The organism is Nostoc sp. (assembly GCF_036917935.1).
Lineage (GTDB): Bacteria > Cyanobacteriota > Cyanobacteriia > Cyanobacteriales > Nostocaceae > Nostoc.
In genome coordinates this window covers 330,387-354,982 of record NZ_JBALEL010000051.1, presented here as the reverse complement: position 1 = coordinate 354,982, position 24,596 = coordinate 330,387, and the positions used below count along the sequence as shown (strand labels likewise).

Annotated in this window: 24 protein-coding genes and 2 pseudogenes; 6 read left to right on the top strand and 20 right to left on the bottom strand. The window is 42.4% G+C overall.

The window, feature by feature from the left end; genetic code table 11:
* Window positions 1-196: 196 nt before the first annotated feature.
* From V7K62_RS22150 to V7K62_RS22135, 4 genes are all read right to left on the bottom strand, one after another.
* Window positions 197-772: a nucleotidyl transferase AbiEii/AbiGii toxin family protein gene (locus V7K62_RS22150; protein WP_334867848.1), complete on the bottom strand. Its 576-nt coding sequence runs from the start codon at window positions 770-772 to the stop codon at window positions 197-199.
* On the bottom strand, window positions 769-1,005 hold the full coding sequence (locus V7K62_RS22145; protein ID WP_334867846.1) for a hypothetical protein: 237 nt from the start codon (window positions 1,003-1,005) through the stop codon (window positions 769-771). The genes V7K62_RS22150 and V7K62_RS22145 overlap by 4 nt, the downstream gene beginning before the upstream one ends.
* Before the next feature lie 47 nt (window positions 1,006-1,052).
* Window positions 1,053-2,270: a glycosyltransferase gene (locus V7K62_RS22140; protein WP_334867844.1), complete on the bottom strand. Its 1,218-nt coding sequence runs from the start codon at window positions 2,268-2,270 to the stop codon at window positions 1,053-1,055.
* A gap of 149 nt (window positions 2,271-2,419) precedes the next feature.
* Complete coding sequence (locus V7K62_RS22135) at window positions 2,420-2,545, bottom strand: hypothetical protein (protein ID WP_334867842.1); 126 nt, start codon at window positions 2,543-2,545, stop codon at window positions 2,420-2,422.
* A 43-nt stretch (window positions 2,546-2,588) separates the two neighbouring features.
* Here V7K62_RS22135 and shc point away from each other — a divergent pair, with 43 nt between their 5' ends.
* Complete coding sequence (gene shc / locus V7K62_RS22130; protein ID WP_334867840.1) at window positions 2,589-4,505, top strand: squalene--hopene cyclase; 1,917 nt, start codon at window positions 2,589-2,591, stop codon at window positions 4,503-4,505.
* Between the two features lie 107 nt (window positions 4,506-4,612).
* On the opposite strand, the gene V7K62_RS22125 is transcribed toward shc, so the two are convergent.
* Window positions 4,613-4,813, bottom strand: a complete 201-nt coding sequence (locus tag V7K62_RS22125) for a hypothetical protein (RefSeq protein WP_334867838.1) — start codon at window positions 4,811-4,813, stop codon at window positions 4,613-4,615.
* Window positions 4,814-5,297: 484 nt separating this feature from the next.
* On the opposite strand from V7K62_RS22125, the gene V7K62_RS22120 reads away from it, so the two are divergent.
* Window positions 5,298-7,844 carry a hypothetical protein gene (locus V7K62_RS22120; protein WP_334867836.1) on the top strand — a complete coding sequence of 849 codons (2,547 nt, stop codon included), beginning with the start codon at window positions 5,298-5,300 and terminating at the stop codon, window positions 7,842-7,844.
* A 172-nt stretch (window positions 7,845-8,016) separates the two neighbouring features.
* Here V7K62_RS22120 and V7K62_RS22115 read toward each other — a convergent pair whose 3' ends face one another.
* Window positions 8,017-8,463 carry a TOBE domain-containing protein gene (locus V7K62_RS22115; protein WP_334867834.1) on the bottom strand — a complete coding sequence of 149 codons (447 nt, stop codon included), beginning with the start codon at window positions 8,461-8,463 and terminating at the stop codon, window positions 8,017-8,019.
* A gap of 523 nt (window positions 8,464-8,986) precedes the next feature.
* On the opposite strand from V7K62_RS22115, the gene V7K62_RS22110 reads away from it, so the two are divergent.
* Entirely contained in the window at window positions 8,987-9,784 is a 798-nt protein-coding gene (locus V7K62_RS22110) for a hypothetical protein (RefSeq protein ID WP_334867832.1), read from the top strand.
* A 92-nt stretch (window positions 9,785-9,876) separates the two neighbouring features.
* On the opposite strand, the gene V7K62_RS22105 is transcribed toward V7K62_RS22110, so the two are convergent.
* Window positions 9,877-10,431 (bottom strand): cupin domain-containing protein, encoded by a 555-nt coding sequence (locus V7K62_RS22105; protein ID WP_334867830.1) that lies wholly within the window; start codon window positions 10,429-10,431, stop codon window positions 9,877-9,879.
* A 218-nt stretch (window positions 10,432-10,649) separates the two neighbouring features.
* Between V7K62_RS22105 and V7K62_RS22100 the strand changes: the two genes are divergently transcribed.
* Window positions 10,650-12,095, top strand: a complete 1,446-nt coding sequence (locus V7K62_RS22100; protein WP_334867828.1) for a deoxyribodipyrimidine photo-lyase, 8-HDF type — start codon at window positions 10,650-10,652, stop codon at window positions 12,093-12,095.
* Window positions 12,096-12,259: 164 nt separating this feature from the next.
* On the opposite strand, the gene V7K62_RS22095 is transcribed toward V7K62_RS22100, so the two are convergent.
* The 8 genes and pseudogenes from V7K62_RS22095 to V7K62_RS22060 form a co-directional block, all read right to left on the bottom strand.
* A complete protein-coding gene (locus tag V7K62_RS22095; RefSeq protein ID WP_334867826.1) occupies window positions 12,260-13,237 on the bottom strand; it encodes a hypothetical protein in 978 nt (325 codons plus the stop codon).
* 88 nt (window positions 13,238-13,325) lie between these two features.
* Complete coding sequence (locus V7K62_RS22090; protein ID WP_334867824.1) at window positions 13,326-14,561, bottom strand: MFS transporter; 1,236 nt, start codon at window positions 14,559-14,561, stop codon at window positions 13,326-13,328.
* A gap of 389 nt (window positions 14,562-14,950) precedes the next feature.
* Complete coding sequence (locus V7K62_RS22085; protein WP_334867822.1) at window positions 14,951-15,745, bottom strand: PEP-CTERM sorting domain-containing protein; 795 nt, start codon at window positions 15,743-15,745, stop codon at window positions 14,951-14,953.
* Between the two features lie 97 nt (window positions 15,746-15,842).
* Entirely contained in the window at window positions 15,843-15,983 is a 141-nt protein-coding gene (locus V7K62_RS22080) for a hypothetical protein (protein WP_334867820.1), read from the bottom strand.
* 380 nt (window positions 15,984-16,363) lie between these two features.
* Window positions 16,364-16,561 (bottom strand): hypothetical protein, encoded by a 198-nt coding sequence (locus V7K62_RS22075; protein ID WP_334867818.1) that lies wholly within the window; start codon window positions 16,559-16,561, stop codon window positions 16,364-16,366.
* Between the two features lie 46 nt (window positions 16,562-16,607).
* Window positions 16,608-17,003, bottom strand: coding sequence for a TIGR02588 family protein (locus V7K62_RS22070; RefSeq protein WP_334867816.1), 396 nt, complete (start codon window positions 17,001-17,003; stop codon window positions 16,608-16,610).
* Complete coding sequence (locus tag V7K62_RS22065; protein ID WP_442937322.1) at window positions 17,000-17,074, bottom strand: DUF2391 family protein; 75 nt, start codon at window positions 17,072-17,074, stop codon at window positions 17,000-17,002. The genes V7K62_RS22070 and V7K62_RS22065 overlap by 4 nt, the downstream gene beginning before the upstream one ends.
* Window positions 17,075-17,322: 248 nt before the next feature.
* Window positions 17,323-17,963, bottom strand: a pseudogene (locus V7K62_RS22060) (TIGR02587 family membrane protein).
* Between the two features lie 385 nt (window positions 17,964-18,348).
* Here V7K62_RS22060 and V7K62_RS22055 point away from each other — a divergent pair.
* Window positions 18,349-18,531, top strand: a complete 183-nt coding sequence (locus V7K62_RS22055) for a CsbD family protein (protein ID WP_334867814.1) — start codon at window positions 18,349-18,351, stop codon at window positions 18,529-18,531.
* A 142-nt stretch (window positions 18,532-18,673) separates the two neighbouring features.
* Here V7K62_RS22055 and V7K62_RS22050 read toward each other — a convergent pair.
* From V7K62_RS22050 to V7K62_RS22040, 3 genes and pseudogenes are all read right to left on the bottom strand, one after another.
* Window positions 18,674-18,823 (bottom strand): annotated as a pseudogene (locus tag V7K62_RS22050) (IS701 family transposase); the annotation flags it as partial.
* Between the two features lie 177 nt (window positions 18,824-19,000).
* Window positions 19,001-20,713 (bottom strand): DNA mismatch repair endonuclease MutL, encoded by a 1,713-nt coding sequence (gene mutL, locus V7K62_RS22045; protein ID WP_334867812.1) that lies wholly within the window; start codon window positions 20,711-20,713, stop codon window positions 19,001-19,003.
* Between the two features lie 254 nt (window positions 20,714-20,967).
* The gene (locus V7K62_RS22040) at window positions 20,968-22,017 is read right to left on the bottom strand and encodes an adenosine deaminase (protein ID WP_334867810.1); all 1,050 of its coding nucleotides are present in this window, start codon (window positions 22,015-22,017) and stop codon (window positions 20,968-20,970) included.
* A 353-nt stretch (window positions 22,018-22,370) separates the two neighbouring features.
* Between V7K62_RS22040 and V7K62_RS22035 the strand changes: the two genes are divergently transcribed.
* On the top strand, window positions 22,371-22,580 hold the full coding sequence (locus V7K62_RS22035) for a hypothetical protein (RefSeq protein ID WP_334867808.1): 210 nt from the start codon (window positions 22,371-22,373) through the stop codon (window positions 22,578-22,580).
* Window positions 22,581-22,899: 319 nt separating this feature from the next.
* Here V7K62_RS22035 and V7K62_RS22030 read toward each other — a convergent pair whose 3' ends face one another.
* Together V7K62_RS22030 and V7K62_RS22025 are read right to left on the bottom strand one after the other, a co-directional pair.
* Window positions 22,900-23,211, bottom strand: a complete 312-nt coding sequence (locus tag V7K62_RS22030) for a threonine dehydratase (RefSeq protein ID WP_334867806.1) — start codon at window positions 23,209-23,211, stop codon at window positions 22,900-22,902.
* A 167-nt stretch (window positions 23,212-23,378) separates the two neighbouring features.
* Window positions 23,379-24,257, bottom strand: coding sequence for a phosphodiester glycosidase family protein (locus V7K62_RS22025; protein ID WP_334867804.1), 879 nt, complete (start codon window positions 24,255-24,257; stop codon window positions 23,379-23,381).
* Window positions 24,258-24,596: the final 339 nt, after the last annotated feature.

The following is a 24,596-nucleotide window of genomic DNA, read 5'->3' as shown; positions in this document are numbered from 1 at the left end:
TTTCTAAATCAGCAAAGATATCATGTTGTTCTCGAAAAGCCCTTGGAGTATGAGATAAACCTAAATCTGTAGATAGCAAATCAATACCGTCGATAATTCTGGGTATCTGCGCTTGATCAACTTGCAGACTGAGAAAGCATTTCTCCCTGTAATCTGGTCTTTGCTGAAATAGTGCGATGTCTACGACGGGCTACGCCTACGCTCTTTTCAAAGGGCGCATAACCTGATATGCTTTTTCAGCCTTCTCAATTGATACTTGAGGTATTGGCGATCGCAGCCTGAGAATTGCTAGATCAATTAAATCTCTTGCCTCAACGCTGTCATCCGCGTAACGGTCAGAATTTGACAGCAGCTTAGAGGTAAAACAATCATTGAAGCTTAAGCAGGGAACGAGTGACCACTTTGGATATCTTGGTGGGTCTAGTTGAAAACGAGTTTCGGCAATAATTTCCGTTTTAATCGGCACATCATCCACAAAAACGATCATCCGAATTCCATATTGGTCAGTTGTGCTACGTCCAACTTGAATTTTACTTAAATCCCGAAATAATGCTTCATGCCCACCATCAAATACCACTGTACGCAAGTATTTGTAACCTTCTGTACCAACAGAAGCGATAAAATCAACATCCTTACTCCAGCGATATTCTTCAAACTCAAATGCCAGAAGGGTTCCGCCACCGAAGTAAGCAGAACCCTTCCTAAGTATGTCCGAATTTAAGGATTCAAGAACTGTGAGAATTTGATTATGATGTTTAAATCTGGAGGTCATAAATAAACTTGCAACCAGGATTTATAGCGTCTGGCGAGTTCCTGAAGAAAATTGAGTTCTTCACCCTCAAGATTATTGAATAGATTGTGATATTGCCAACCACGCTCGTAGCGACTCAGCATTTCTTCTGAAGTAAATCGGTAGACATCAGCAGTTTGCCAACAAATTGACTCCAGAAAAGGCAGCTTTTTGGGGACAATAACAGGATTATTTGCTGGTGTTGCGGTTGCCATAATTCTTTTAATCAACCACTTTAGGCTTAACTTTAGTTTTATCCCAATTATAAATTATCCGAACTGGGATAAACTCTCCCTTTCCAAGCGCCGCCGCGTCCTTGCCAGTGACGGAGTGCTGAGTCTAAAGTCATGAGGGTATAGAGAAAAGCGATCGCAGGTAAACTAAAAGCTAACCAAAAAGAACATTTATAAAAACGGATCGTTGGGTAGTAAGCGAAAGTCATTAACAACCATCCTAATAAACCCGTAAGTGCGATCGCCCAATTACCCCAAACTGCACCTAGAATCACACACACAGGTGGAACTAAATAAATCAGAGGCATTCCTACCAAAGTTCCCAATAGTAGTAATGGAGAATAATTTAGTTGAGTATAGGCAGTACGAGCAACCATATCCCAAATCGTCGCCAGGGAGTCATAAGCACGCAAACTGCGAGTCAAGGTACTCAATCCTAGCCAGATACGGCCGGGGCGAGCAGGGGAGGCAGGGGAGAAAGAAGATTTACTTTGTCTTTTAGTCTTCTTCACAGCTTGAGCTAGGGCACAATCGTCAATTAAAGCTTGGCGAATGACTTGAATACCCCCGATTCGCTCTAAAGCTTCACGGGCGATCAGAATAGATCCCCCAGCGGCTCCTGCTATGGGATTGTTGGGATTATTTACCCAGCGAAAGGGATAGAGTTTTTGGAAGAAAAAGACGAAAGCCGGAATCAAAAGTTTTTCCCAAAAGCTTTCACACCTAAGTCGCACCATTACCGAAACCAAATCTAAATCTTCCTGCACAGCTTTGGCTACGAGTCGGCGGAGATTACCAGGATCGTGTTCGATATCTGCGTCAGTCAGCAAAAAATAGTCAGGTGCGAATAAACTCGCGCTCTTTATACCTTGCTCAACTGCCCAAAGTTTCCCCGACCAACCAGGAGGCAGTGATTCACCTGAGATAATATGCAATTGCTGGGGTTTACCGACAGCGTGTGCAACCCCTTCGGCAAAATTTGCTGTCCGATCTGTACTGCGATCGTCTACTAAGAACACGTTTAAAGAACCAGGATAATCTTGAAGTAGGAGCGATCGCAGTGTGGTTGGTATTAACTCAGCTTCGTTACGGGCTGGAACCACGACACAAACCACAGGTAACGATTCTAACTGAGTTTCTGTAACCTCTAATTGCTGGTCTGTCCGCCAAAACTGTCCCCAAAAACACAGTAATCCTAACCAAATTGTCAAGGATAACAGCATCAATCCTAATACAATTACATCCATGACCTATTGCAAATTTTCAGTGACTCAGACACAATACTATGTCTACTGATAGAGGAAAAATTTTTTTCACTGTAGTGCGGTGTTCATAACTGAATGGCACTAAGAAAAGCTATAAGCTTTGCCCTAACGGGTTAAGAGCCTGGAGGCTCTTAACCCATTCTCGGAGGGCTGCCGCCTCCAGTGGCTTGACCAGAGGCAGAGCCTCTTGGAATACATTCCCAGTCTTCAGACTGGGAACGAGGTGAGACAAGCCTTTCGGCTTTTCTTAGTGCCATTCGTTCATAACTAGTGTTGGGTGTTGAGGTTAGATAGTATTTGATGCAAACACAAGACAGGGTAAAAGTCAATCAAGTCGCAACTGCGATCGCAGCCAGTCAAAAATATTTGCTTTCGATTCAAAATCCGGCAGGTTACTGGTGGGCAGAGTTGGAATCTAATGTCACCATCACGGCTGAAGTCGTCCTCCTGCATAAAATTTGGGGAACAGACCAAACCAGACCTTTAGACAAAGTTGAAGCATATTTGCGTCAACAGCAACGGCAGCATGGGGGTTGGGAACTTTACTATGGTGATGGCGGAGAAATTAGCACCTCGGTTGAAGCTTACATGGCGCTGAGACTACTAGGTGTACCAGCAACCGATCCGGACATGATTCGGGCGCAAGCTTTTATTCTCCAACGAGGTGGGATCAGCAAAACTCGGATTTTTACCAAGTTGCACTTAGCCTTGATTGGCTGCTACAACTGGCGCGGTATTCCCTCGCTACCAGCCTGGGTAATGCTGTTACCAAAAGCTTTCCCTGTCAATATCTACGAGATATCTAGCTGGGCACGTTCTAGTACAGTACCGCTGTTGATTGTATGCGATCGCAAACCTGTTTTTCTCACCAACTCAGCAATCAATCTAGATGAGCTATACGCTGAAGGTATCGATCGAGTCCAGTGGGAATTACCCCAAAGTGGCGATTGGACAGATTTATTCCTCACCCTCGATCGGGGTTTCAAGTTGGCAGAAAGTCTGAATTTAGTACCTTTTCGTGAAGAAGGCATCAAAGCCGCCGAAAAGTGGATTTTAGAGCGCCAAGAAGCTACAGGCGACTGGGGCGGGATTATTCCGGCAATGTTGAATTCAATGCTGGCTTTGCGGTGTCTGGATTATCACCCAAGCGATCCCATTGTGCAACGAGGTTTGCAAGCAATTGATAACTTTGTCATTGAAACCGAGAATAGCTATCGAGTACAGCCTTGTATTTCACCCGTCTGGGATACAGCTTGGGTGATGCGTGCTTTGGTAGAATCTGGTTTTGCACCAGATCATCCCGCCGTAGTAAAGGCTGGAGAATGGTTGCTGCAAAAACAAATTTTGGATTACGGTGATTGGGCTGTCAAAAATCGCCAAGGAAAACCAGGGGCTTGGGCTTTTGAGTTTGACAATCGCTTTTATCCCGATGTAGATGACTCGGCGGTGGTGGTGATGGCATTAGATTTGGCGAAACTCCCTAATGAAAAAATCAAGCAAGCTGCGATCGCTCGTGCCTTAAACTGGATTGCATCTATGCAATGTAAACCAGGCGGGTGGGCTGCTTTTGATTTGGATAACGATCAAGATTGGCTCAACTCCATTCCTTATGGCGACTTGAAAGCGATGATCGATCCAAACACCGCAGATGTTACGGCTAGGGTACTAGAAATGCTGGGTGCTTGTGATTTGGCAATTGATAGTGATAATTTGGAGCGATCGCTTACTTATCTTTTGCGCGAACAAGAAACCGAAGGCTGTTGGTTTGGTCGTTGGGGTGTAAATTATATTTACGGTACCAGTGGCGTTTTATCAGCCTTGGCGTTAATCGATCCTCAAAGGCATAAACTCAGTATAGAACGGGGAGCAGCTTGGTTAGTTGGATGCCAAAACCCAGATGGTGGTTGGGGCGAGACTTGCCGCAGTTACGACGATCCCAGTCTCAAAGGAAAAGGTAATAGTACTGCATCTCAAACTGCTTGGGCAATAATAGGGTTGATAGCAGCAGGTGAAGCAACTGGTAAATTAGCTTTTGAGGTGATTGAGCGGGGAATTGGCCATTTGGTGGCAACTCAACAGCCCGATGGTACTTGGTTTGAGGCAGACTTTACAGGTACTGGTTTCCCTTGCCATTTTTATCTCAAGTATCATCTGTATCAACAATACTTTCCTTTAATCGCGCTAGGTCGCTATCAAGCAGCGATTCAAAAAGGTTAAGAGTATATTTATATGCGTTTGCCCTACCTCCCCAACCCTCCCCTTGGTCAGTGCTAAGGTGTACACACAAGTTCTAAAAACCTAGCTTGATGAGGCTTGACTCATTCTCATACATAGCATGGGAACGAGAGAAATAGCATTGTCAGTCGATGCAATGCCATTGTCAGTCGATGCAATGCCATTGTTAGTCGATGCAATGCCATTGTTAGTCGATGCAATGCCATTGTCAGGCGATGCAATGCCATTGTCAGTCGATGCAATGCCATTGTCAGGCGATGCAATGCCATTGTCAGGCGATGCAATGCCATTGCAGGTCAAGAGATTTGTGTGTTGTACACCGTAGTTGGTAAAGGGAGGGTGCGTGTTAGCGCAGGTGGGGTATCTGTCGCAAACATTTTTTAACTGGTATTATTACAGAATGTTTTTTGTATAGATAATGTATATTGTTTTCATAAATTTATGAAAAAGCTGATTGTAACAGTTGCAAAAGCGATATAAACTAATCAGCGGAAATATAGCTAGTAGATAATTAGCGTCACCGATAGCGTAGCGTTAGCGGTAGCGAGTCCGCGTTCGCGCAGCGTCTCGTAGAGAGCGTCCGCAGGAGCGTCATAGCCCGTCGTAGATATCGCAGTTATCCTGATTAAGAAATTCCATATAAAAGCGCATTGCTTTACTGATTTATGATTGTGGCACTTTATAAAAATACTTTCAGTTTAGAACACGGAATTTCAAGTTTAGAACCCTGAAACCCACTCGCTGACTGATAAAAAATAAATAAAGGAGAAAATCATGGCTAATTCATCATTTAATCTCTCTAATCTGAATGGCACTAATGGCTTTGTTATCAACGGCATTGCAGCACTTAACACTTCAGGCTGGTCAGTCAGCAATGCGGGGGACATCAACAACGATGGCATTGACGACCTGATTATTGGGGCAGATAGTGCCTCCCCCAACGGCAAATCTCAGGCTGGGCAAAGCTATGTGGTCTTTGGGGGGACGAATGTGGGCAGTGGCGGCACCCTCAACCTCTCTGATTTGAATGGCACTAATGGCTTTATAATTAACGGCATTGCAGCAGATGACTACTCAGGCTGGTCAGTCAGTAATGCGGGGGATATCAATAACGATGGCATTGACGACCTGATTATTGTGCGCCAAAATGCCGAAAAGGGTTTTGGGCAAAGCTATGTAGTGTTTGGGGGGACGAATCTGGGCAGTGGCGGCACTCTCAACCTCTCTGATTTGAATGGTACTAATGGCTTTATAATTAACGGCATTGCAGCAGATGACAGATTAGGCATCTCAGTCAGCAATGCGGGGGATATCAATAACGATGGCATTGACGACCTGATTATTGGGGTACGAGGTGTCTCCCCCAACGGCATCACTGAAGCTGGGCAAAGCTATGTAGTGTTTGGGGGGACGAATCTGGGCAGTAGCGGCACCCTCAACCTCTCTGATTTGAATGGCACTAATGGCTTTATAATTAACGGCATTGCAAAATATGACTACTTAGGCACCTCAGTCAGCAATGCGGGGGACATCAACAACGATGGCATTAACGACCTGATTATTGGGGCATCAGGTGCCTCCCCCAACAGCAACCCTTATGTTGAGCAAAGCTATGTAGTGTTTGGAGGGACGAATCTGGGCAGTGGCGGCATCCTCAACCTCTCTGATTTGAATGGCACTAATGGCTTTATAATTAACGGCATTGCAGCATTTTACGGCTCCGAGCGGTCACTCAGCAATGCGGGGGATATCAATAACGATGGCATTGACGACCTGATTATTGGGGTACGAGGTGCCAACCTCAACGGCAAATATGATGTTGGGCAAAGCTATGTAGTGTTTGGGGCGACGAATGTGGGCAGTGGCGGCACCCTCAACCTCTCTGATTTGAATGGCACTAATGGCTTTTTCATTAACGGCATTGCAGCAGATGACTACTCAGGCTGGTCAGTCAGCAATGCGGGGGACATCAACAACGATGGCATTAACGACCTGATTATTGGGACACCTGTTGCCGACGCCAACGGCAACTATGATGCTGGGCAAAGCTATGTAGTGTTTGGGGGGACGAATGTGGGCAGTGGCGGCACCCTTAACCTCTCTGATTTGAATGGCACTAATGGCTTTTTCATTAACGGCATTGCAGCAAATGATTACTCAGGTTCATCAGTCAGCAATGCGGGGGACATCAACAACGATGGTATTGACGACCTGATTATTGGGGCATTTGGTGCCTCCCCCAACGGCAAACATCAGGCTGGGCAAAGCTATGTAGTGTTTGGGGGGATCAATCTGGGCAGTGGCGGCATCCCTCGTAACCTGACTGGAACTCCTGGTGCAGATACCTTCTTTGGCACACCTAGCAACAACATCAATGAGTTAGTCGATAGTGATACCCTAACAGGCAACGGCGGTCAAGATAAATTTGTATTTCGCCCTAGCGATCGCAATGACACCATCACCGATTTTGGTGGCGTTGGTAAAGGCTCAAACCCTTTGGCGGCAGTAATTGCCAATGTTGATACACTGCAATTTACAGGTAGTGGTTTAACTGCTCAAAATCTGCAATTAACTCAAAATGATAACAACTTAGAAGTTACCTTTGAAAATGTGGCTAATACCAAAGTCACTCTGCAAAACTTCCAACTAGAAAACCTCGATAACCTACTTGCTTCTGGAGCAAGACCTGCCATTGCCAATATCCTGTTTGATGGGCAAACCAAGATTGCCGACAGCTTTGATGTGATTAATGCCAACTCCACTCAAACTAGCCTGTTCAACAAGAACACAGTCACATTCTTCAATGACCTGAATAACAGCATCATAGGTTTTGAAAACTCCAACGATGTGATTAATGCTCAAGGGGGTAATGATATTATCTACGGCTTGAGTGGCAATGATCTATTGCGAGGCGGCGTTGGAAATGATACTCTCGCCGGCGGTTCTGGTAATGATGTTCTCACCGGTGGTGCGGGTGCTGACAGATTTCTTTACAACACCAATGCTGTATTTGCCAGTGCTGCTGTTGGTGTAGATGCGATCGCTGACTTCAAACATTCCCAAGGCGATAAGATTATCCTGGATAAAACTACTTTTAGTGCTATTACTTCAACTGTGGGAACCTGTTTTAGTAATGCCAGTGATTTTAAAATCACTTCTTCAGCGGGGACTAGCACAGCGAAAATTATTTACGACGCTGTGAGTGGGCAGTTGTTCTACAACCAAAATGGTAGTGCGGCTGGTTTTGGCAACGGCGGTTTATTTGCAACCCTGACTGGTGCGCCAACTCTCAATGCATCAGATTTTGTGGTGCAAGCGTAGGATCACACATCTGTTATCTCTGTCAACTTCAGTAAGTTAGCACACCTATGCTTCCCTACTGTGTTTTAAATTATACGAAAACAGCTATGACATCAGCGATCGCATCAACTATATATACTCAAGTGAAGAAAGTTTATTCTCTTAATATTTAACACCCAAAATCAAGGTATTTCTATTCTCTAGCAATGACAATATCGTTAGATTTAATAACTGCATAAGCTTCTTTTCCCTCAGATAATTCCAACTCTTCTGCGGAAGCTCTAGTGATAATCGAAGTTAATTCTACTTTGTGAACAATCTCCAGAGTAACTTCACTATTAACTGCTCCATAAACAACTCGTTTAACCACACCTTTAAGAATATTGCGAGAGCTAACTTTTAGTGATTTCTTTTGAATACTACTTTCGATGTCAGGCTTTTGAGTATAGTAGATATCTTCCTGTTTTTCCGGCTGAGTTGGTGGTGATATTGGTGCCAAGGTTTGCTGAGTGAGACTACGCACGAGTTCGCGTAGAATCTCAGTCTTGGTGCGTTGAGACTGTTCGCAAAACTCCTCTAGAATCTTCCGCTCGTCCTCTGAAGTTTGAAATGTAACCCATCCTTGTTCTTTTCTTGGCATAATAATATTATCAATTTTGGTTATCTTGGTAAAATTCTACCAAGTATCAATTCGATACGTCGTTTTAGTAATAACATTTTTTTTGTCAGGATTTTCGGCATTTTTATCGCAAATTAATCAACTAATCTCATCTAGTTAACTACATATATATTTATTTTTTTCTAGATGCGAAATATTTTGTTACTTGAAATTGTCTAAATCATCACTAAAATGATACCAACTAAGATGGTATAAGATGAGTCTATGATATTTGTTGGGATAGCGATGCCTACGCAAGGTTAATCTAGCAAAAAATTTCGCTGGCGTAGGCGTAGCCCGTCGCAGACATCGCGTGAGTGCCGTAGGATTATTTAACATGAGTTCACAGCCGGGGAATGATATCATGTCCGGCTGATTAGTTGTCATTGCGAACGAAGTGTTCGCGGAGCGTCTCCAAGAGTTGCAATCTCCGAACCCTTGTGATTGCTTCGTTCCACTTCGTTGCACTCGCAACGACTATCGTAAGTTATTAAGCGGACATGATATGAAACACCTAAAATCGCGTTCTCAAGACCTGCGGAGTTTATTTGAGAACAATATCACCATTGAATACGTGGCAGAACCCCTGAAAGCTATGCCAGCTGATGCACAGGTAAAAGAAGTGCTGCATTGGATGCAGGCACAGAACTTTGATGTTATCGGCGTTGAGACAGGAGATATTATTAGCGGTTATGTAGAACGCTCTAGTTTGATTCCAGGCAAAGAAGGCAAATGTAGCGACTATCAACGAGTGTTTCATCCCAAAGAACTAATAGCCATTTCCACTCCCCTGATGAAGTTGCTACCCATTTTGCAACAAACTCCGCGATTATTTGTTTTGGATTGCAATCAGGTAAGTGGTATTGTTACCTGTGGCGACTTGCAGAAAGCACCCGCGCGAATGCTACTGTTTGGCTTGGTGACGCTGCTAGAAATGAATTTGCTGCGGCTGGTGCGGATTTACTATCCCCAAGATTCTTGGCAAAAAATCCTTAAACCTGAACGCTTAGAAGTTGCTCAACGGCTATGGCGAGAGAGCCAAGAAAGAAACGAAGCTACCGATTTGTTAGATTATCTCCAATTCTGTGATAAGCGAGAGTTGATTTTAAATCAACCAGAACTGCTCCAGCAACTAGGACTAAAGTCCAAGCGGTTTGGCGAACGCTTCCTCAAGTCTGCTGAACAGTTGCGAAACCGATTAGCTCACGCCCAAAATTTAGTTAGTGGTTCCTCTTGGACAGAGTTGATTTCTCTAGCCAAGGAGATGGAAATGCTGTTAATTCACTGTGAGGAAGTTGAGTGAAGTGGTCAGCTTTCTTTAACAGTATTTACGAAATACGCAACTGCGTTGCTGTTTCTCAGGGGTTTTCAGCATTTTCCTGATAAAATTAAGCTTTAACGCGGCTTGTTGAGTGAATCACTCACTTGAGTACCTGTATAATTGGGAACCCACCCTTCGGCAAGCGCAAAATAGCGTACCCCTTTGAAATTCAACGATGCAGTCGGACTGCACCAATGCTCAACGCCAGCAGGGATGTAGAGATAATCTTGTGCCTGAACTAAAAGCTGTACCTGGCTGCCATCAGGTCGCACGAAGCCATAAATCATTTCTCCTGCCAACACGTAGAGGGGTTCAGCCGCAGGATGAGTATGGTAACGTCCGTAGGTTGTTATCAGATGGTGAAGATTGAAGGAACCTGGATGGACATTTAGTAAGTCACACCAGAGAGCGCCATTTTCTTGCTGAATAAATTCAAAGACGCTGTTATGGAGTTCTACACAATAACGTTTCTCAGGCTCAGTTAAAACGTCCTGGTCAAGTAAGTTAGGGAAGAGAAGCGACGTTCCTGGGTCGTAGTGTCTGAGTTGAATGCCAAGAGGAGCAAGTTCACCAGCTATTTCGCCTAAATCGCTCTCAATCGTACCGTCGTCAAGTAGTAGGTTAGCCATGACAAAAAGACTAATTAACTGTTAAGAAGAGTATACTCAATTTTGATCTAAAAAGCCACTATTCCCGATTGACAAACCGGAGAATGAGTTATTTGTTATGGAGCATGGAGAATAACTAATGCCCAATGCCCATTTAGAGAATAAATTTATCGCCAGAATGATGTTGATTAGTACCACTAACATCTAAGCTAGTACGGGTGAACTATATCCAGTATGCAATGTCTGACTTAACTCTGTTTTGGCATCGGCGCGATTTACGCATTTCTGACAATACGGGACTGGCTGCGGCAAAACGGCAGAGTCCGAAGGTGGTGGGCGTGTTTTGCCTCGATCCGCATATTCTGGAACGGGATGATATTGCTCCTGTGAGAGTAACTTATATGATTGGCTGTTTGCAGAAACTCCAAGAGCGATATGCTCAAGTTGGTAGCGAGTTGTTAATACTCCACGGTGATCCTGTACAAGCGGTACCAGCTTTAGCAGAGGCAATAAATGCCAAAGCTGTTTTTTGGAATTGGGATGTAGAACCTTATTCACAAGAACGCGATCGCACCATTATAAATGCCCTCAAAGAAAAAGGTATTGAGTTTCTTAACCAAAACTGGGATCAAATTCTCAACTCCCCAGAGGAGATCCGCACGGGTGGTAACAGTCCTTACACGGTTTACACCCCCTTCTGGAAAAATTGGATTACTAAACCAAAAAGTCAACCAGTAGAAACACTGCAAAATGCTGAAGGGTTAACAGAAGCTGAACAGAAAATTGCCAAACTTGCAGGAGCGATCGCACTACCTTCAGCAAAAGATTTAGGGTTTATCTGGGATGAAGAATTAATTATTGCACCGGGAGAGGTGGCGGCGCAAGAACGATTAGAAGAATTTACTCATAAAGCCATTACTGAATACCAAGAACAGCGAAATTTCCCCGCAGTCGATGGCACATCGCAATTAAGTGCAGCTTTGAAATTTGGCGTAATTGGCATTCGCACTGTTTGGCAAGCCACGATAGAAGCACTAGAGAACAGCCGCAGTGAGGAAACAGCAGTTAATATTCGCACATGGCAACAGGAATTAGCTTGGCGGGAGTTTTATCAACACGCAATGTATAACTTCCCGGAATTAGCTGATGGTGCTTTCCGCGACACCTTCAAAAACTTTCCTTGGGAAACTAATGAAGAACATTTCCAAGCTTGGTGTGAGGGGAGAACAGGCTACCCCATTGTGGATGCAGCAATGCGTCAGTTAAATGAAAGCGGCTGGATGCACAACCGTTGTCGAATGATTGTCGCCAGTTTCCTGACTAAAGATTTGCTAATTAATCCCCAATTGGGAGAAAAATACTTTATGCAAAAGCTGATTGACGGAGATTTATCTGCCAATAATGGCGGTTGGCAATGGAGCGCTTCTAGCGGTATGGACCCTAAACCCGTGCGGATTTTTAACCCAGCCAGTCAAACACAAAAATTCGATCCAGACGGGGAATATATTCGGCAATGGGTGTCAGAATTGCGGTCTGTAGATACAGAATATTTAGTTACTGGGAAAATTCCACCTTTAGAACGTCATGCTGTTGGCTATCCTGACCCAATTGTGGATCATAAAATACAACAACAGCAGTTTAAACAGCGTTATCAGCAACAAAAAAATATTAGTAGTGGTGAGTAAAATTGTGATTTTTTTAATGTTTATTTATAGTATGTCCGGCTAATCAACCTGACTTCAAAAATGTTCGTAGTCAGGATTTAAGCCCTGATTTTGTTTGTGTAGCGTCTCATAGAAAGGACTAAAGTCCTTACTACAAACCTATGGGTATTTTGACAGACATCATATTACGTCTTCACAGGTAAACGAGAAATTGTCCATAAGATGAGTAGGAAGATTAAGTAAATTGCGCCAACCAGTCCAAACTCAATCATAGGGATATAGCTGATTTCGTAAATTCTGCCCAAGCCGCGTTCAGTCAGTCCATAAACCGCCAGTACACTTACTAAAAAGGCTCCGTAAATAGTGCGTTTAGTCCAGATACCCACAGGTAGACCGTGAAGCTGAGTAAGCACCAGAATGCCAAGAAAACCAAAGAGAAATGTTGGCCACTTACTTTGTCCTAGCATCAAGGACACAATGACACTATGTAAAACCACCGTAATTTCTAAAGTGAATGTCCACCAACGGTTTGCATGGGTGCGGTTAAAGATTAACGACGATTGGAGCAGAAGCAAGAACATATAGAGAAAACCAATTAAGTGCCCCAGAGTCGCTTCCATTGGATGATACCAAAAGGTGTAGATAGCGGCGAAGGAGAAAAAATAGCCGTGGTACAGTTTGATAATTTGCAAAAACTGTTGATGGAATGGAACAGAATTGCCAAAAAACAAACCGCGTCGAGGCGTTTCTAAAATCAGTACGAACACCAGTAGGAGGACAACCGCACCTTGAGAAGTCCAAATTGAAGTATCTTGAGCTAAAGCATCGTACCAAATATAAGTTTGGAGAAAGTGTAAAGCAATGAATACACCATTGATGGCAAGCATGAGGTAATTAATCGGGTGCAACGCTGATTTGTATTTCAGCTGCGATCGCTGCGCCCACAAGATACACGCCCAGATGCTAAACTGATGCCCAAGGTACATGCCCCAAGCTGTCGCTCGACTCCAAAAGGTTGGTTGGGGAAGCTTCCAATAGTACCAGTTTAATCCTTGGTCAGGAAGTTTGATGATGCTTGCAGGAATGCTCCCACCGATCCAAATTGCATAGGTGAGGAGGATGCTTACAAAGATGCCTAAAAACAATACTCGGCGACCTGTCATATTAATTCGTAATACTCGCCAAAGGCGAGAAGCAAGCTACGTAATGAGGCTCGATGACTCGCTAGCGCTGCGCTAACGTAATTCGTAATTAAGACCTAGATTGTGAGGCGACACGTTCTGTGTTTGGTTCAGATGCGCTTTTAGTCACTCGCAAACTAAGAGTCAAAGCTACCAGTATTACTATAAATCCACTTAAAAAAGGAGCAGAACTGCCAAATTTCATAAAACTAACCCCTGCCCACGTTGGCCCTCCGATACGTGCCAAAGCAGAGCAAGAACTGGCAATTCCTAATATTTGTCCTTGTTCTTCTGGCGCTGTCATTTGGGAAATCAGGCTGTTCAATATTGGTTGACTAACACTAATTCCCCATGCCATAAGCGTGGAGGCGACCAACAATAAAATTAAGCTTTGTGAGAATCCAATTAACAGTAATCCTAAACCTAACCCTAATATCCCCAAGATAAGTAACTTGATTTCACCCAATTGTTTCTTGAGGAATCCGATCAGTCCTCCTTGAATAATTGTGCTGACAATCCCCATGAAGGCAAAAAGATAACTAGTTTGTTGAGGCCCCCAGTTTAATTGTTGCTTAGACCATAAAGCCAATGTAGAATCCATAGCCGCAACAGCAAAGGTTACTAAAAAGTAGATGCCAGCAAGCACACAAAACTGTGGACGCTCTGATAGTTGTAGTAAGTTCAGCCGTCGTTGATGATAGCGATGAACTTGCATTTTGGCTTTAGTTTCAGAATTTAGAGATTCTGGAAGTAACATCAAAGCACAAAGAAATGCCAATAAAGATAATCCGGCGGCAAACAACGACGGTAGATGAAAGTTAGCGTTGTCTTGAGAGGGCCCAATCAGAAGACCTCCAATGGCTGGGCCGAGAATGAAGCCAAGACCAAAAGCTGCCCCGATTACACCCATGCCACGAGCTCGATTAGTTGGCGTGGTAATATCTGCTATGTATGCCTGAGCAGTGGCAATATTCCCTGACATAATCCCGGCAAGACTACGAGCAATAAACAAAATCCATAATGAATTGGCAAAACCTAACCCTGCGTATGCAATTACCGAACCGAATAAAGTAAGTAATAAAATCGGACGGCGACCGTAGCGATCGCTAAATCTGCCCCATAATGGTGCAAATAAGAATTGCATTAAAGAATAAATAGCTACAAGTAGAGTTGCTTCATTAGGTTTTGCACCGAATTGTTCGGCATACAAAGGCAGTATCGGCAGAATAATTCCGAAGCCGAGCAAGTCTATAAATACAGTCAAAAATAAGACGAATATAGCCCTGCCATTATTTTTACTCTCCATAGATGCAATTCCATTTCATAAAAATATGTGTAACTTGGATTATTTTTATAGACATCAGGGAATGCTTGATCGTAAATAGCTATTGAATGCAACCAGTAATCAGTACAAGCAAAGTGTTTGAATTTCAGTGTGGTTGAGCAAAATAGCATGGAACAAACCCATGATAAAAATCAAGCCAATAATACTACTAATAAAAGCAACTATAATTTCGTGCTTCCGTATAGCTTTTTGGATCTTAGCGTCTATGATGTTTTCTAATTCTTTGTATAACATTGAGTTGAATTTGGTTAAAAACAATAATTATGTTGAAGTTACGTACTTACATAAGTTTGAGTATGTCCGAAACTTCTAACTTATTAAATGAAAGATATTTCGACCCTGTGAGAGTATCAAGTACGTTGGCGTCGTTTTAAAACAGCACCTGAAACACCAAAAGCTAATATCGCTAAGGTAGAAGTTGGTTCGGGAACTGCAATAATACTTACCTGATTAATAGCTAAACCGTATTGTTGATTAGAACTGCTAAAAACAAGTCGTGAGATGTTTGGAGTGTCACTACGAATCCCTAAGAATACTGCCGAATTATCTAATGCTAGGGACGAAATATTTGGAACTGAGAAAGTACCCAATAGGTTATTGGCGTTATCAAAAGCGGCGATCGAAGTTTCAACTTTCAATTTACTAGTGTCTACAGATATCTGAGTACCAGCGCCCAAAACAGGCTGGGCAAAACTAATCGTAAAAGGCCCGCTGTTCCCCTGAGTACCAGGATCAGGAGTGCCAGGAGGAAGAGGGATAAAACCTGTTGGGTCTATACCTCCAAAGAGAATAAAATCACCTTTAGCGAAGTTACTCCGAATGCCAGGGGAAGGTAAAGTTTGAAAGACAAACGGTGGAGTAATCTGAGGATTATTAGTTGGAGTTATATTTATATCCAACCCTAAACCACGTTGCGATGTTGCTAAAAAAGAGTTGGGTAAAAAAGCAGAAAATTCCGGAGCGGAGGGATTAAATACTTTACCTAAACTTTCCCAATCAACTTGATCGTTGCCTCCTAAACTAACGCGTTCAGTTACTAAAAATGTAGCGGCTTTAACTGGTAATGGGAGAACCGTTATGATGGCTGTGATTGCTGAAAAATATTTTACAGATAAGTTAAATAATTGATTGATCGTAAATGCCACAAGGTTTATTCCTTAATTTTTTAAAATAGTATCATCAAAATGCAACAATTAAACAACCAGGATGAGGCAATGCATTGCTCTGGTCGAGAGAGTGAAATCAACTGCTGTCATCACTGCAAACTCGATCATCTGCGATCGCACGTTCTTTAAGTATAAATGCCATCTTTGCCATCAATGCTATCATCACGCAGACTGCCCTTAAATGTGTTATTTCTGCCATTACTACCCAACTTGTCATTGTCCTCTCCAGCATCGATTAGGTTATTTCCAAGACCAGTAGAGATATTGTCATTGCCTCCACGAGCAAAAATCTAATCGTCACTACTAGTATCCAGCAAAAAAATTATCGTTAGAAGTATCAACAATAATGGATATAAAATATACCTTTATAATTTTCAAGGTTAGTTAGATTTCATTCTTGTAATATTTGCATATTACAAGAATAAAAATTATGAATTTCTGATGAAATATACTTCAAAATAGTTAATCTTATTTTATATCTCTTGTGAGAGAAAAATGCAATGATCTATTTGCTAAAATTATTAAATTTCTTCAAGGTTATCAAAAAAGCGGGCGCTATTGTGTCGGAAATTATTGGTAAACAATAAAATATAGGACTCATACAGCAGATTTCAGCTTCTCTACAGAGGCTGCACCAACGTCAGGTACAGTAATAACCCCACCCGCGCGATCTCGCGCACCCGAACTCGCTCTTAGCGCACTGCATTGGGCGGGCAATGCCCGACTTGTTCGCTCTGAGGTTCCCGCGATGAAAGCAAGTGGTGTGAGGGTTGGGGAAGAGTATACTTCCAACAAATAGATTATCCAATATTGTGGGGTATTTTTTTTATTTGTCAGTCCCCTATGGCAATTTATAGCTACCAACGCGTAGATTTAACTGGCCTTGGCGCGGGTTCTGGCTGAATATAAATGCGCCTTCTTCACTTTCTCCACTAGATAAAAAGTCGATTTGTTGCTCTCCTGTTTCTGTAACTTTGCCGTTAATCAGTAACTCAGCCATAATCTGAACTGACTCAGCTGTATCTCCTTCACTATTCACGACTTCAAAAGGTACATAAAACTGGCCATTAACTTCTCGAATTGTTTGTTTTTTAGTGACAGAAAGAATGGGAGGTTGATTTTTTTCATTCAGCCAAGTGTAGCCTACTAGACTCACAATGATTGCTAGGATAAATGAGGCGATGCTGAATGTTATCCACTCAGCTATTGAGCGCTTTGGTTGCTCTGTTTTAGTCATATTGCTAACCTTCCGGCTGCACCACCAATAGTTGCAGGTAAGCCCAGTATCAATGTATGATCTAACCACATTGTCCAGGGGTCGCTAAGAGGTTGTTTGAAAAGTCCTCTTGTCGGTATCAAAATATTTTAGATCCCCCTAAATCCCCCGATAAATTGGGGGACTTTGACTCCGGTTCCTCCCTTTTTAAGGGGAGCCAGCGCGGTCTTCTCTACGAGACGCTAAAAGCGATAGCGAAGCGGTAGCGAGTCATCGAGCGTCTGGGGTCTCCCCAAGTGGAGCGACTGGCGTGGGTTAGGGGGGATCAAAGTGCCTAAAATTACAGCCAAATACTTTTCAAACATCCTCTAAGAGTTAACTTTTGAAAGAACCACAACATAAAAGCGCCTGCTAGCAATGATACTAAGTAGGACATAATGGTTTCACTCGATGGTCGTTGGAAAATTCCCTTTTGCTCTTTACGTTTTTGCTGGTCAGAAAAGCCTGCCTGAAATACAATGCCATAAGAAATCAGCAAAGATGCGGCGATCATTGCCAACTCCCAAGGTGGAGAGGTTGCGGCTGCAAGCATAGGAATTTCATCTGTTGGAGCAATGTTAAATGCAATTATGGTTGCACCAATCAGGGTTCCACCCACATCAGCAAAGGTGGCGTGTAACTGATCCCCTTTGTTCTTGGTTGTGCTATTTTCGCGATCGCTTCTACGGTATCCATTGCGGTTTGAGCAGCTAGCCAGCTATATCTGCGTTTCCGAAAGCCTTCTATCTGATTGAGTAAGTAAACCACAATAAACATTAATGCGATCGCCATCATTATCAGTTGTGGTTTTGCCAGCGATCCAATCCACCAAACCTCCATTGTGTAGAGTAAGGGTATGCCAAATAAAAAACCTCCACAAGCACCTCGAATCATGTCATTAATCTCATTCTTCCAGACATTTTTTTGACTTTTTGTTGGCACTCCTTTATTTTCCTTTGTTTAAATTTTGCTTTCACTTATAGTTCATTTATCTGGGAAAAAGTTATTTTTTTAATATATATAAATCTTCTTTATCAGATGTTCATATTTTACATTGTGTGCTACGTGCTGAACGACATCTATCTTAAGATAATATAATTTACCAAAATCTTCTCTCGGTTGATGGAAGTAAAAAACAATATACAGATGTTAGATTATTTAATAGCTTAGGGACTTCCAAGTAATAAAATAAGCGAATATTTTATTACTTGTAGGATGAGCGTCTTACCCTTCCTATGAAATAGATGGGCTTTTCGACCCACTTTGCAAGTAGTAGTAATTTATTTTTGGAGTTCCCTGAATCAACTACAGGCTGGAGATAAAAACCATGAGTGCCGAAAAGAGAATAGAAGCGACTGCAAAAAATATTGAAGGAAAAATTCAAGAGGTTGTGGGCGAAATAACAGGTAATCCCCAAGATAAAACTGAAGGACAAGCAAAGCAAGCTGAAGCCCAAGTTTCTCACACCGTAGAAAATATTAAAGACGAACTTAAGAAAGCTTTAGACTAATTTCGCTTGTCCACCGCAAATAGCGATTTTATCGATGATTTACTCCTAAACTTGTAACATTAATCGCTCCACTTTCTATAAGTTAGTGGGGTTTTTTATCGCTTAAAATACGAAAGTGTTAGTTACTAAAAACTTTGTTCTAAAGTAAACGAGGAGTTAATTTTTCATTCTTTAAATAATAATTGATTTTATCATGACTAATATTTGACAAATGTTCTGCTAGATTAGTCATTGTATAGTTAATTTGGCTGCTCAGTAAATATTGACAATAATTAAGTTTAGTAAATCTCATCACTAACCAACTTTTTGATGCACCTTCTATCAATTTTCTCAGAAAATTTTGAACAACAAGATACATTATTGATTATTGTTACTAATTCGAGTCAAGCCAATCAAACACATTCTCGCTAATTGAATACGTATGTACTACTGTCTAGCGATCGCACTGTGCCAGTTGCGTAAGTCCTGATTAAATTCCATGACTTTTACCAATTACCCAATTACGGCGGAAAAACCGAGCTAAAGCTGATTCTTCTAAGGATAGATAAATTGGGCGTCCGTGGGGACAGGTGCGGGGGTTGCGAGTGCGTTGCCAATTATCTAAAAGTGTCTGCATTTCTTGTTGATTCATCGGTGTACCGTTACGAATGGCACTGCGACAGGCGACAGCTACTTGGGCAGTTTGTAAGTCGCCTCCCCAACTAAGTTCTAAAATTGCTTCTGCACAATCGTCTCGCGGCTGCAAAGGTGCGGGGATATTACGGACTGCCCAAAGTTGTTCGCCAAAGGGTTCTATTTCTAAACCGATGCGTTGCAGTTGCAATACTTGCGCTGGCGATAATTGATAAAGAATTATTGATGGTTCGACGGGTACGAGTTGCCAATCATCGCATAATTGCTCATACAAAACTCGCTCATGGGCAATGTGCTGTTCCACTAACCACATACCACCTGAATGTTCCGCCACAATATAAGTGTTGCTAACTTGAGCGACAGCTTTTAAGGAGTTAGGAGTTTGGTGATTTTCGTTGGGATTTTGAGGATTGAAATTGTAACCGCCTTTAGCTTCTGCGGCTTTGAGTAATTTACTAACTCGTGTTGTATGAACAGCTTCTTTGAGATTGGTAGAAGAGATGCTGAGTGCTTGGTTAATTGCCAGGGTAATTTGCTCTTGCCAATAAATGATTTCGTTAAGGTAAATTTCTGTTTTTGCTGGATTGCGATTCCAGTTAATTTGATCGGGGGAAATGGCAAGATGTAGGAAACAAATTGGATAGCGATCGCGTGGTAATGTTCTATGAAATGCTGATAATATCGTTTGCTCTAGTTCCGGTGTCTTCACTATCCTGCCGTTAATGGCTACACGTACCCAGTCTGGACGATGACGATGAGTGCGATCGGGTAATCCTACCACTAAATTTAGTGCTGAGTGGGGAGTGGGGAAGGTGGAGTCCCCTCTGGGGATAAGGGGTAATGGGGAGTGGGGAGGGTTGGGTATTTCTAATTTCACTTCTTGCAAGTCACCTTGTCGCACCTGCGGTAAAATCTGCTGTAGTAGTTGCCCAGTTGTGGCAGCGGGACAGATGGTGAACCATTGACGATCATTTTGCCAAATCTGCCAGGTGACGCGGGGATGACAGAGGGCGATTTGGTGAATTGTGGCTTGCACGGCTTTCATTTGCTGTGCTGCTGTGGGTAATCCCTGACGACGAGATGAGCAATTACCAAAAAGATGAGAAACTGTAACTACTGTACCAGGTGCGATCGCAGTTACTTCAACTTCCACAACTTTCCCGCCATCGCCATAAATCATCCGCCATCCTAATTTTCCACCCACAGGACGACTCAAAATTTCCAAATCTGCCAGAGTGGTTAAACTGTGCAACGCTTCACCACGAAACCCCAAACTGTTAATTTTCCATAAATCGGCACTAGAGCGAATTTTACTAGTGCTGTGGGCTGTGGCTGCTTGTTGCAAATCATCTAGGTTCATTCCACAACCATTATCTGCCACACGAATTTGCCATTGCTGCGGCCATAAAGAAACCACAATTCGCGTTGCACCTGCGTCTAGGGAATTTTCTACCAATTCCCGCACCACAGAAGCTAAAGAGTCGATTACCTCTCCAGCTGTAATGAGATATACAACTTCTGTTGGTAGAGCTTGAATAGTAGATGCCATAAATTATAGTTTATAGCTTCTGGGGGCACGCTATATACGACTTATAACAAGAATCCTTTCTCAGCAACAAAAGAACCACAAATAAACACTGATAAATTATCTGTGTGCATCTGTGGTTTAATTTCTAAAACATTAATTATTGCAAGATATCTATTATGCATTACAACTTTTTCTATGGCATCAGAAAAAATTATTAATTGCAACATTAATTAACATTAAATCACCTGAATTTATGAATATCTTTAGGCGATTCGTTAATTAGTATCTCTCAGGGACAAAATTTTAGCTGGTTCAGGTTTCAGTAAACCGTTCAACAGGGATGCGGGACGTTGACTGTAAGGCCAAGCAAAAGCATGGCGGAAAGCTGCATCTTGACAAGCTTGTAGTTGTGCAAAATTAATAATGTCGTAAGTCAAGAGATTCTCATACTCAAATGGCAAACGCACATTGTGCAACCCAGCATTGTCAGTACAAATAGCAATATCTACCCCAGCATCAAAACAACGGTCAAAAACTAATTTGAGTTGACGTATATCCTGCAAAGTTCCAGTTTTCAGGTAAGTTGTCGGACAAACCTCCAAACACTGTCCGCGTTTAGCCACATCATTAAGTAGCTCTGGATATAGTAGGGGAATTTGAATGCCGTGACCGATTCGCATTAAATATGGTAACAGTTCTGGGTAACAACCGGCGGTAGTTTCATATAGATGTCCCGTGGTGTTAACGCCCAGCGATCGCGCATAATCATATAAGCTAATCCATTCTTGTAAGCGATCGGCGTAATAACTATCACCTCCCGCTACATCTACTGCACAGACATACTGTTTATTTTGCGCCGCCAAATCAACAATCGCCTTGTTCACCTCATAAGGTAGGCGCGTGTGCATACAGAGAATTTGGCTAGTAACAATTGGATATTCTGGCTGGTGGCTGGCAAGTCCTACTACTTGCACAATTTCTGCCATCTTGTCAATTCTTTCCGATTGACTCAGATGCTCAGGTGTCCGTAAATAGGGAGTGTAGCGCAGTTCCAGATAAGCCAAATTTTCAAAAATGTAAGCACCCCGCAGCAAGCGATAGATAAAGTAAGGCAAAGTGTCCACAGTTTGCACACTTTCTACCAAGGTGTGTAATTCTAGATACTCATCTAGGGTGTTGCGTGGGCGGGTATAAAAATCTTCAAATTCTGAATAGTCAGCAAAGCGGGAAATTAACTCCGAAGAATGCCGCTCGAAATACCGCCATAAAACTCGTGGTACGACCGAGCCGCCTAAGTGTCTATGTAATTCAGCATATAAAGCCATAGTGGTATTTATAGGTACAAATTTCAATAATTGTAACAAAAACATAGAAAGAAAAAATCTGTACTCGAAAAAATTTAGTTCCAGAGAAGTTAGAGCAGAGGTTTCCCGCCATCTGGATTTATGAATAGAGGCGGCGCGAAAGTTGGGATTTTATGCTGATTTTCTGAAAATCCAGCATTTCTATAGTGTTTTGAGTATAAATAAACTTGACATTATCAAGATTAAATTGATACGATTTGAAGATTTTAATTTTTGTGTTACACTTAAAGAAACATTGCTATTGTTGAAGAACTGAAGTATAGCAATATATTTTTCCTTTAACTAAGCAAATTCCTGGGCAAGGTTGGTATTAATTGAAAATTCAAGCGTTGGAAGTCAAGGCTGGCGATCGCATTATTGCTTACTGCAACAACAAAATGCAAACCTGCAAGGTAAAACGCATTTTAGATCCCGGTCAAGCTAATATCACACTATCAGTATTCACTTCTGAGAATTATCGCGGCTGCTCAGTTTCATCTATAGTCCGCTTTCGCAGCACCGCCTTGGTTGATTTAGTAAGTTAAAAATCAAGTAAATATTCGATTTCAAAAAGCTCTCTAGCTCTTGTCCAGCCTCAAACTGGATATTTTTCTGATTAAAGGTGCGATGCCAGCGGCGGGCTACGCTTACGCACATACAAATCTGTTAATTGCGGCTGAATGATTTTCCATAAAAGCGCCCTCACACCATACCAATGCAGGCGACAGTAATTTATAAAATTCTGAGAGGAAAAATTGGGAGTGTGATGGCGCAAAGCTTTCACCCTAAGCGATGTTTAACCACAAGCCGCATTACGAATGCCTCTAGGCATTATTAAGATCACCTTCCAATTGCTGGCTTTTGTTAGTTCTTTTTCACATCACGAGCCATATTGAGGTAGTAGTCGTCAAGTTTGGCATTAGGACGACGGCGGTTATTGGTAGGAATTTTAACACTGTTATCCTGAGCCTTTTCAATTGGCCGTTTAGTAGAAACTTGCTTTATGTCTTGCACCTCATCAGATTCTAAGAAATAATCAGACTGAGAGAATCCGAAAAGCTTGGCAAAAAAACCAAATAAATTTCCGAAAAAATTAGAAAAACTTTGGAATAAAACACCAAACAAGCCTTCAAAACGAAGGAACAAGTTCCGAATAATTTGAGTTAGACGAAGCATAACAGCACCCTCTATGATTGCCTATTATCATTGTGACTCAATTCGGATTAGGGGATTGATGCTATAGCAAAAATCTACCAGTGGGTAGGTATAGCTCAAATAGGACTTACGCAAGTGTCATATTTTTATCGTAGTTAAATTTACTGCATCAGTTGTATCGTTAGACCCTAGTTTTCCTGAACCAGCAAAACTGACTTCACCGGGCGCTTGATAGAATTTCCCTCCAAATTAACCTTCCCGTAAAAGGTTTTGCCCTTGTAATAAAGCGAAGACGAACTCCCTCCATCCAGATTCATCGCTTGATTAGCACCAAGGGTTTTCATCAAATCAGCTAATGCTGGCAAAGATATCCCAGAGTTAGCGCCAGCCGAGGGTTTTTGAGCCACCATAACTAAAACAACGCTGCCATCACGAGTGATACCTACGGCAGTTCTGGCATTGGGTTGGTTGCTGCCAAGTGCATCTCGTTTATTGGCATTATCCACAAAGCCCTCTTTTGCTAACGTCAGTTCTGGTAATAGGCTTGGACCAGCACCTATAGCATCGACTAACTGACAACCTGCTGGTGGTGACTGACTGTGTAGGGCAATGGAATAGCTGATAGTTTGCCCACATAAGTAGCGACGGAATTCTGTGCGATTCAATATTTGACCCAGATAAGGTTTTAAGTTGGGATTGTTCACCAGTCGCTCGTTTTCCTTGGGGTTAGCCACCAACTTCCCTTGTATGACAACATAAGATGTAGTTTTTTGGTTGGCTGGGTCAAAAAAGCCTGCGTTCAAAATAGCTACGGCTCGATGCTTTTGAGCAAATTCCTCTACAGTGGCTACCTTCTGTGATAGTGCAGGTGTTACCAAAAATCTGCTATTAGCTGGAATTAACACGATGTGAGCGATGCTTTGGGGCAAAGTGCGCTCGAAGTAGCGGATAGTTTTTGGTGGTGAAGATACAACAGTCGATATTGACGGTGTTGAGGAACGCAAATTAAACCATAACGCCATTGCCAAACTAATTAATATCAAACTCAGTAGTTTAATTTTTCTCACATTTAAACCCACTTGTGGTTAGCTCAAACAAAGTTAAGTCTTAAAAAAAAATAGTGCAGGAGAAACACAAGCATAAGTTAACCGTTTAAAGGTGCTGTTCCCATTGTTACAGGGCGATCGCTAATTTTTGGCTGATGGTAAAAATGCTCTCAAAAGCCCTACTCGGCTATAACTGTCGCACACCTTGCAGTATAAGCATTTTAAAGATTTTTCACTTGAAATTTACCCTACACTTACCCTACACTATTTACATAGTTGCAAAACACCTTATAGCGTTTCCTAATCACATGAGGTACGTCATAGCCCCCTCCTCGCAAGCGGGGAGGGGGTTGGGGGTGG

Bases quoted from the DNA above. Each gene is read 5' to 3' on its own strand.
- V7K62_RS22150 (WP_334867848.1), bottom strand. From the start codon at position 772: ATGACCTCCAGATTTAAACATCATAATCAAATTCTCACAGTTCTTGAA.
- V7K62_RS22145 (WP_334867846.1), bottom strand. From the start codon at position 1,005: ATGGCAACCGCAACACCAGCAAATAATCCTGTTATTGTCCCCAAAAAG.
- V7K62_RS22140 (WP_334867844.1), bottom strand. From the start codon at position 2,270: ATGGATGTAATTGTATTAGGATTGATGCTGTTATCCTTGACAATTTGG.
- V7K62_RS22135 (WP_334867842.1), bottom strand. From the start codon at position 2,545: ATGGCACTAAGAAAAGCCGAAAGGCTTGTCTCACCTCGTTCCCAGTCT.
- shc (WP_334867840.1), top strand. From the start codon at position 2,589: ATGCAAACACAAGACAGGGTAAAAGTCAATCAAGTCGCAACTGCGATC.
- V7K62_RS22125 (WP_334867838.1), bottom strand. From the start codon at position 4,813: ATGGCATTGCATCGCCTGACAATGGCATTGCATCGCCTGACAATGGCA.
- V7K62_RS22120 (WP_334867836.1), top strand. From the start codon at position 5,298: ATGGCTAATTCATCATTTAATCTCTCTAATCTGAATGGCACTAATGGC.
- V7K62_RS22115 (WP_334867834.1), bottom strand. From the start codon at position 8,463: ATGCCAAGAAAAGAACAAGGATGGGTTACATTTCAAACTTCAGAGGAC.
- V7K62_RS22110 (WP_334867832.1), top strand. From the start codon at position 8,987: ATGAAACACCTAAAATCGCGTTCTCAAGACCTGCGGAGTTTATTTGAG.
- V7K62_RS22105 (WP_334867830.1), bottom strand. From the start codon at position 10,431: ATGGCTAACCTACTACTTGACGACGGTACGATTGAGAGCGATTTAGGC.
- V7K62_RS22100 (WP_334867828.1), top strand. From the start codon at position 10,650: ATGTCTGACTTAACTCTGTTTTGGCATCGGCGCGATTTACGCATTTCT.
- V7K62_RS22095 (WP_334867826.1), bottom strand. From the start codon at position 13,237: ATGACAGGTCGCCGAGTATTGTTTTTAGGCATCTTTGTAAGCATCCTC.
- V7K62_RS22090 (WP_334867824.1), bottom strand. From the start codon at position 14,561: ATGGAGAGTAAAAATAATGGCAGGGCTATATTCGTCTTATTTTTGACT.
- V7K62_RS22080 (WP_334867820.1), bottom strand. From the start codon at position 15,983: ATGACAAGTTGGGTAGTAATGGCAGAAATAACACATTTAAGGGCAGTC.
- V7K62_RS22070 (WP_334867816.1), bottom strand. From the start codon at position 17,003: ATGACTAAAACAGAGCAACCAAAGCGCTCAATAGCTGAGTGGATAACA.
- V7K62_RS22055 (WP_334867814.1), top strand. From the start codon at position 18,349: ATGAGTGCCGAAAAGAGAATAGAAGCGACTGCAAAAAATATTGAAGGA.
- mutL (WP_334867812.1), bottom strand. From the start codon at position 20,713: ATGGCATCTACTATTCAAGCTCTACCAACAGAAGTTGTATATCTCATT.
- V7K62_RS22040 (WP_334867810.1), bottom strand. From the start codon at position 22,017: ATGGCTTTATATGCTGAATTACATAGACACTTAGGCGGCTCGGTCGTA.
- V7K62_RS22030 (WP_334867806.1), bottom strand. From the start codon at position 23,211: ATGCTTCGTCTAACTCAAATTATTCGGAACTTGTTCCTTCGTTTTGAA.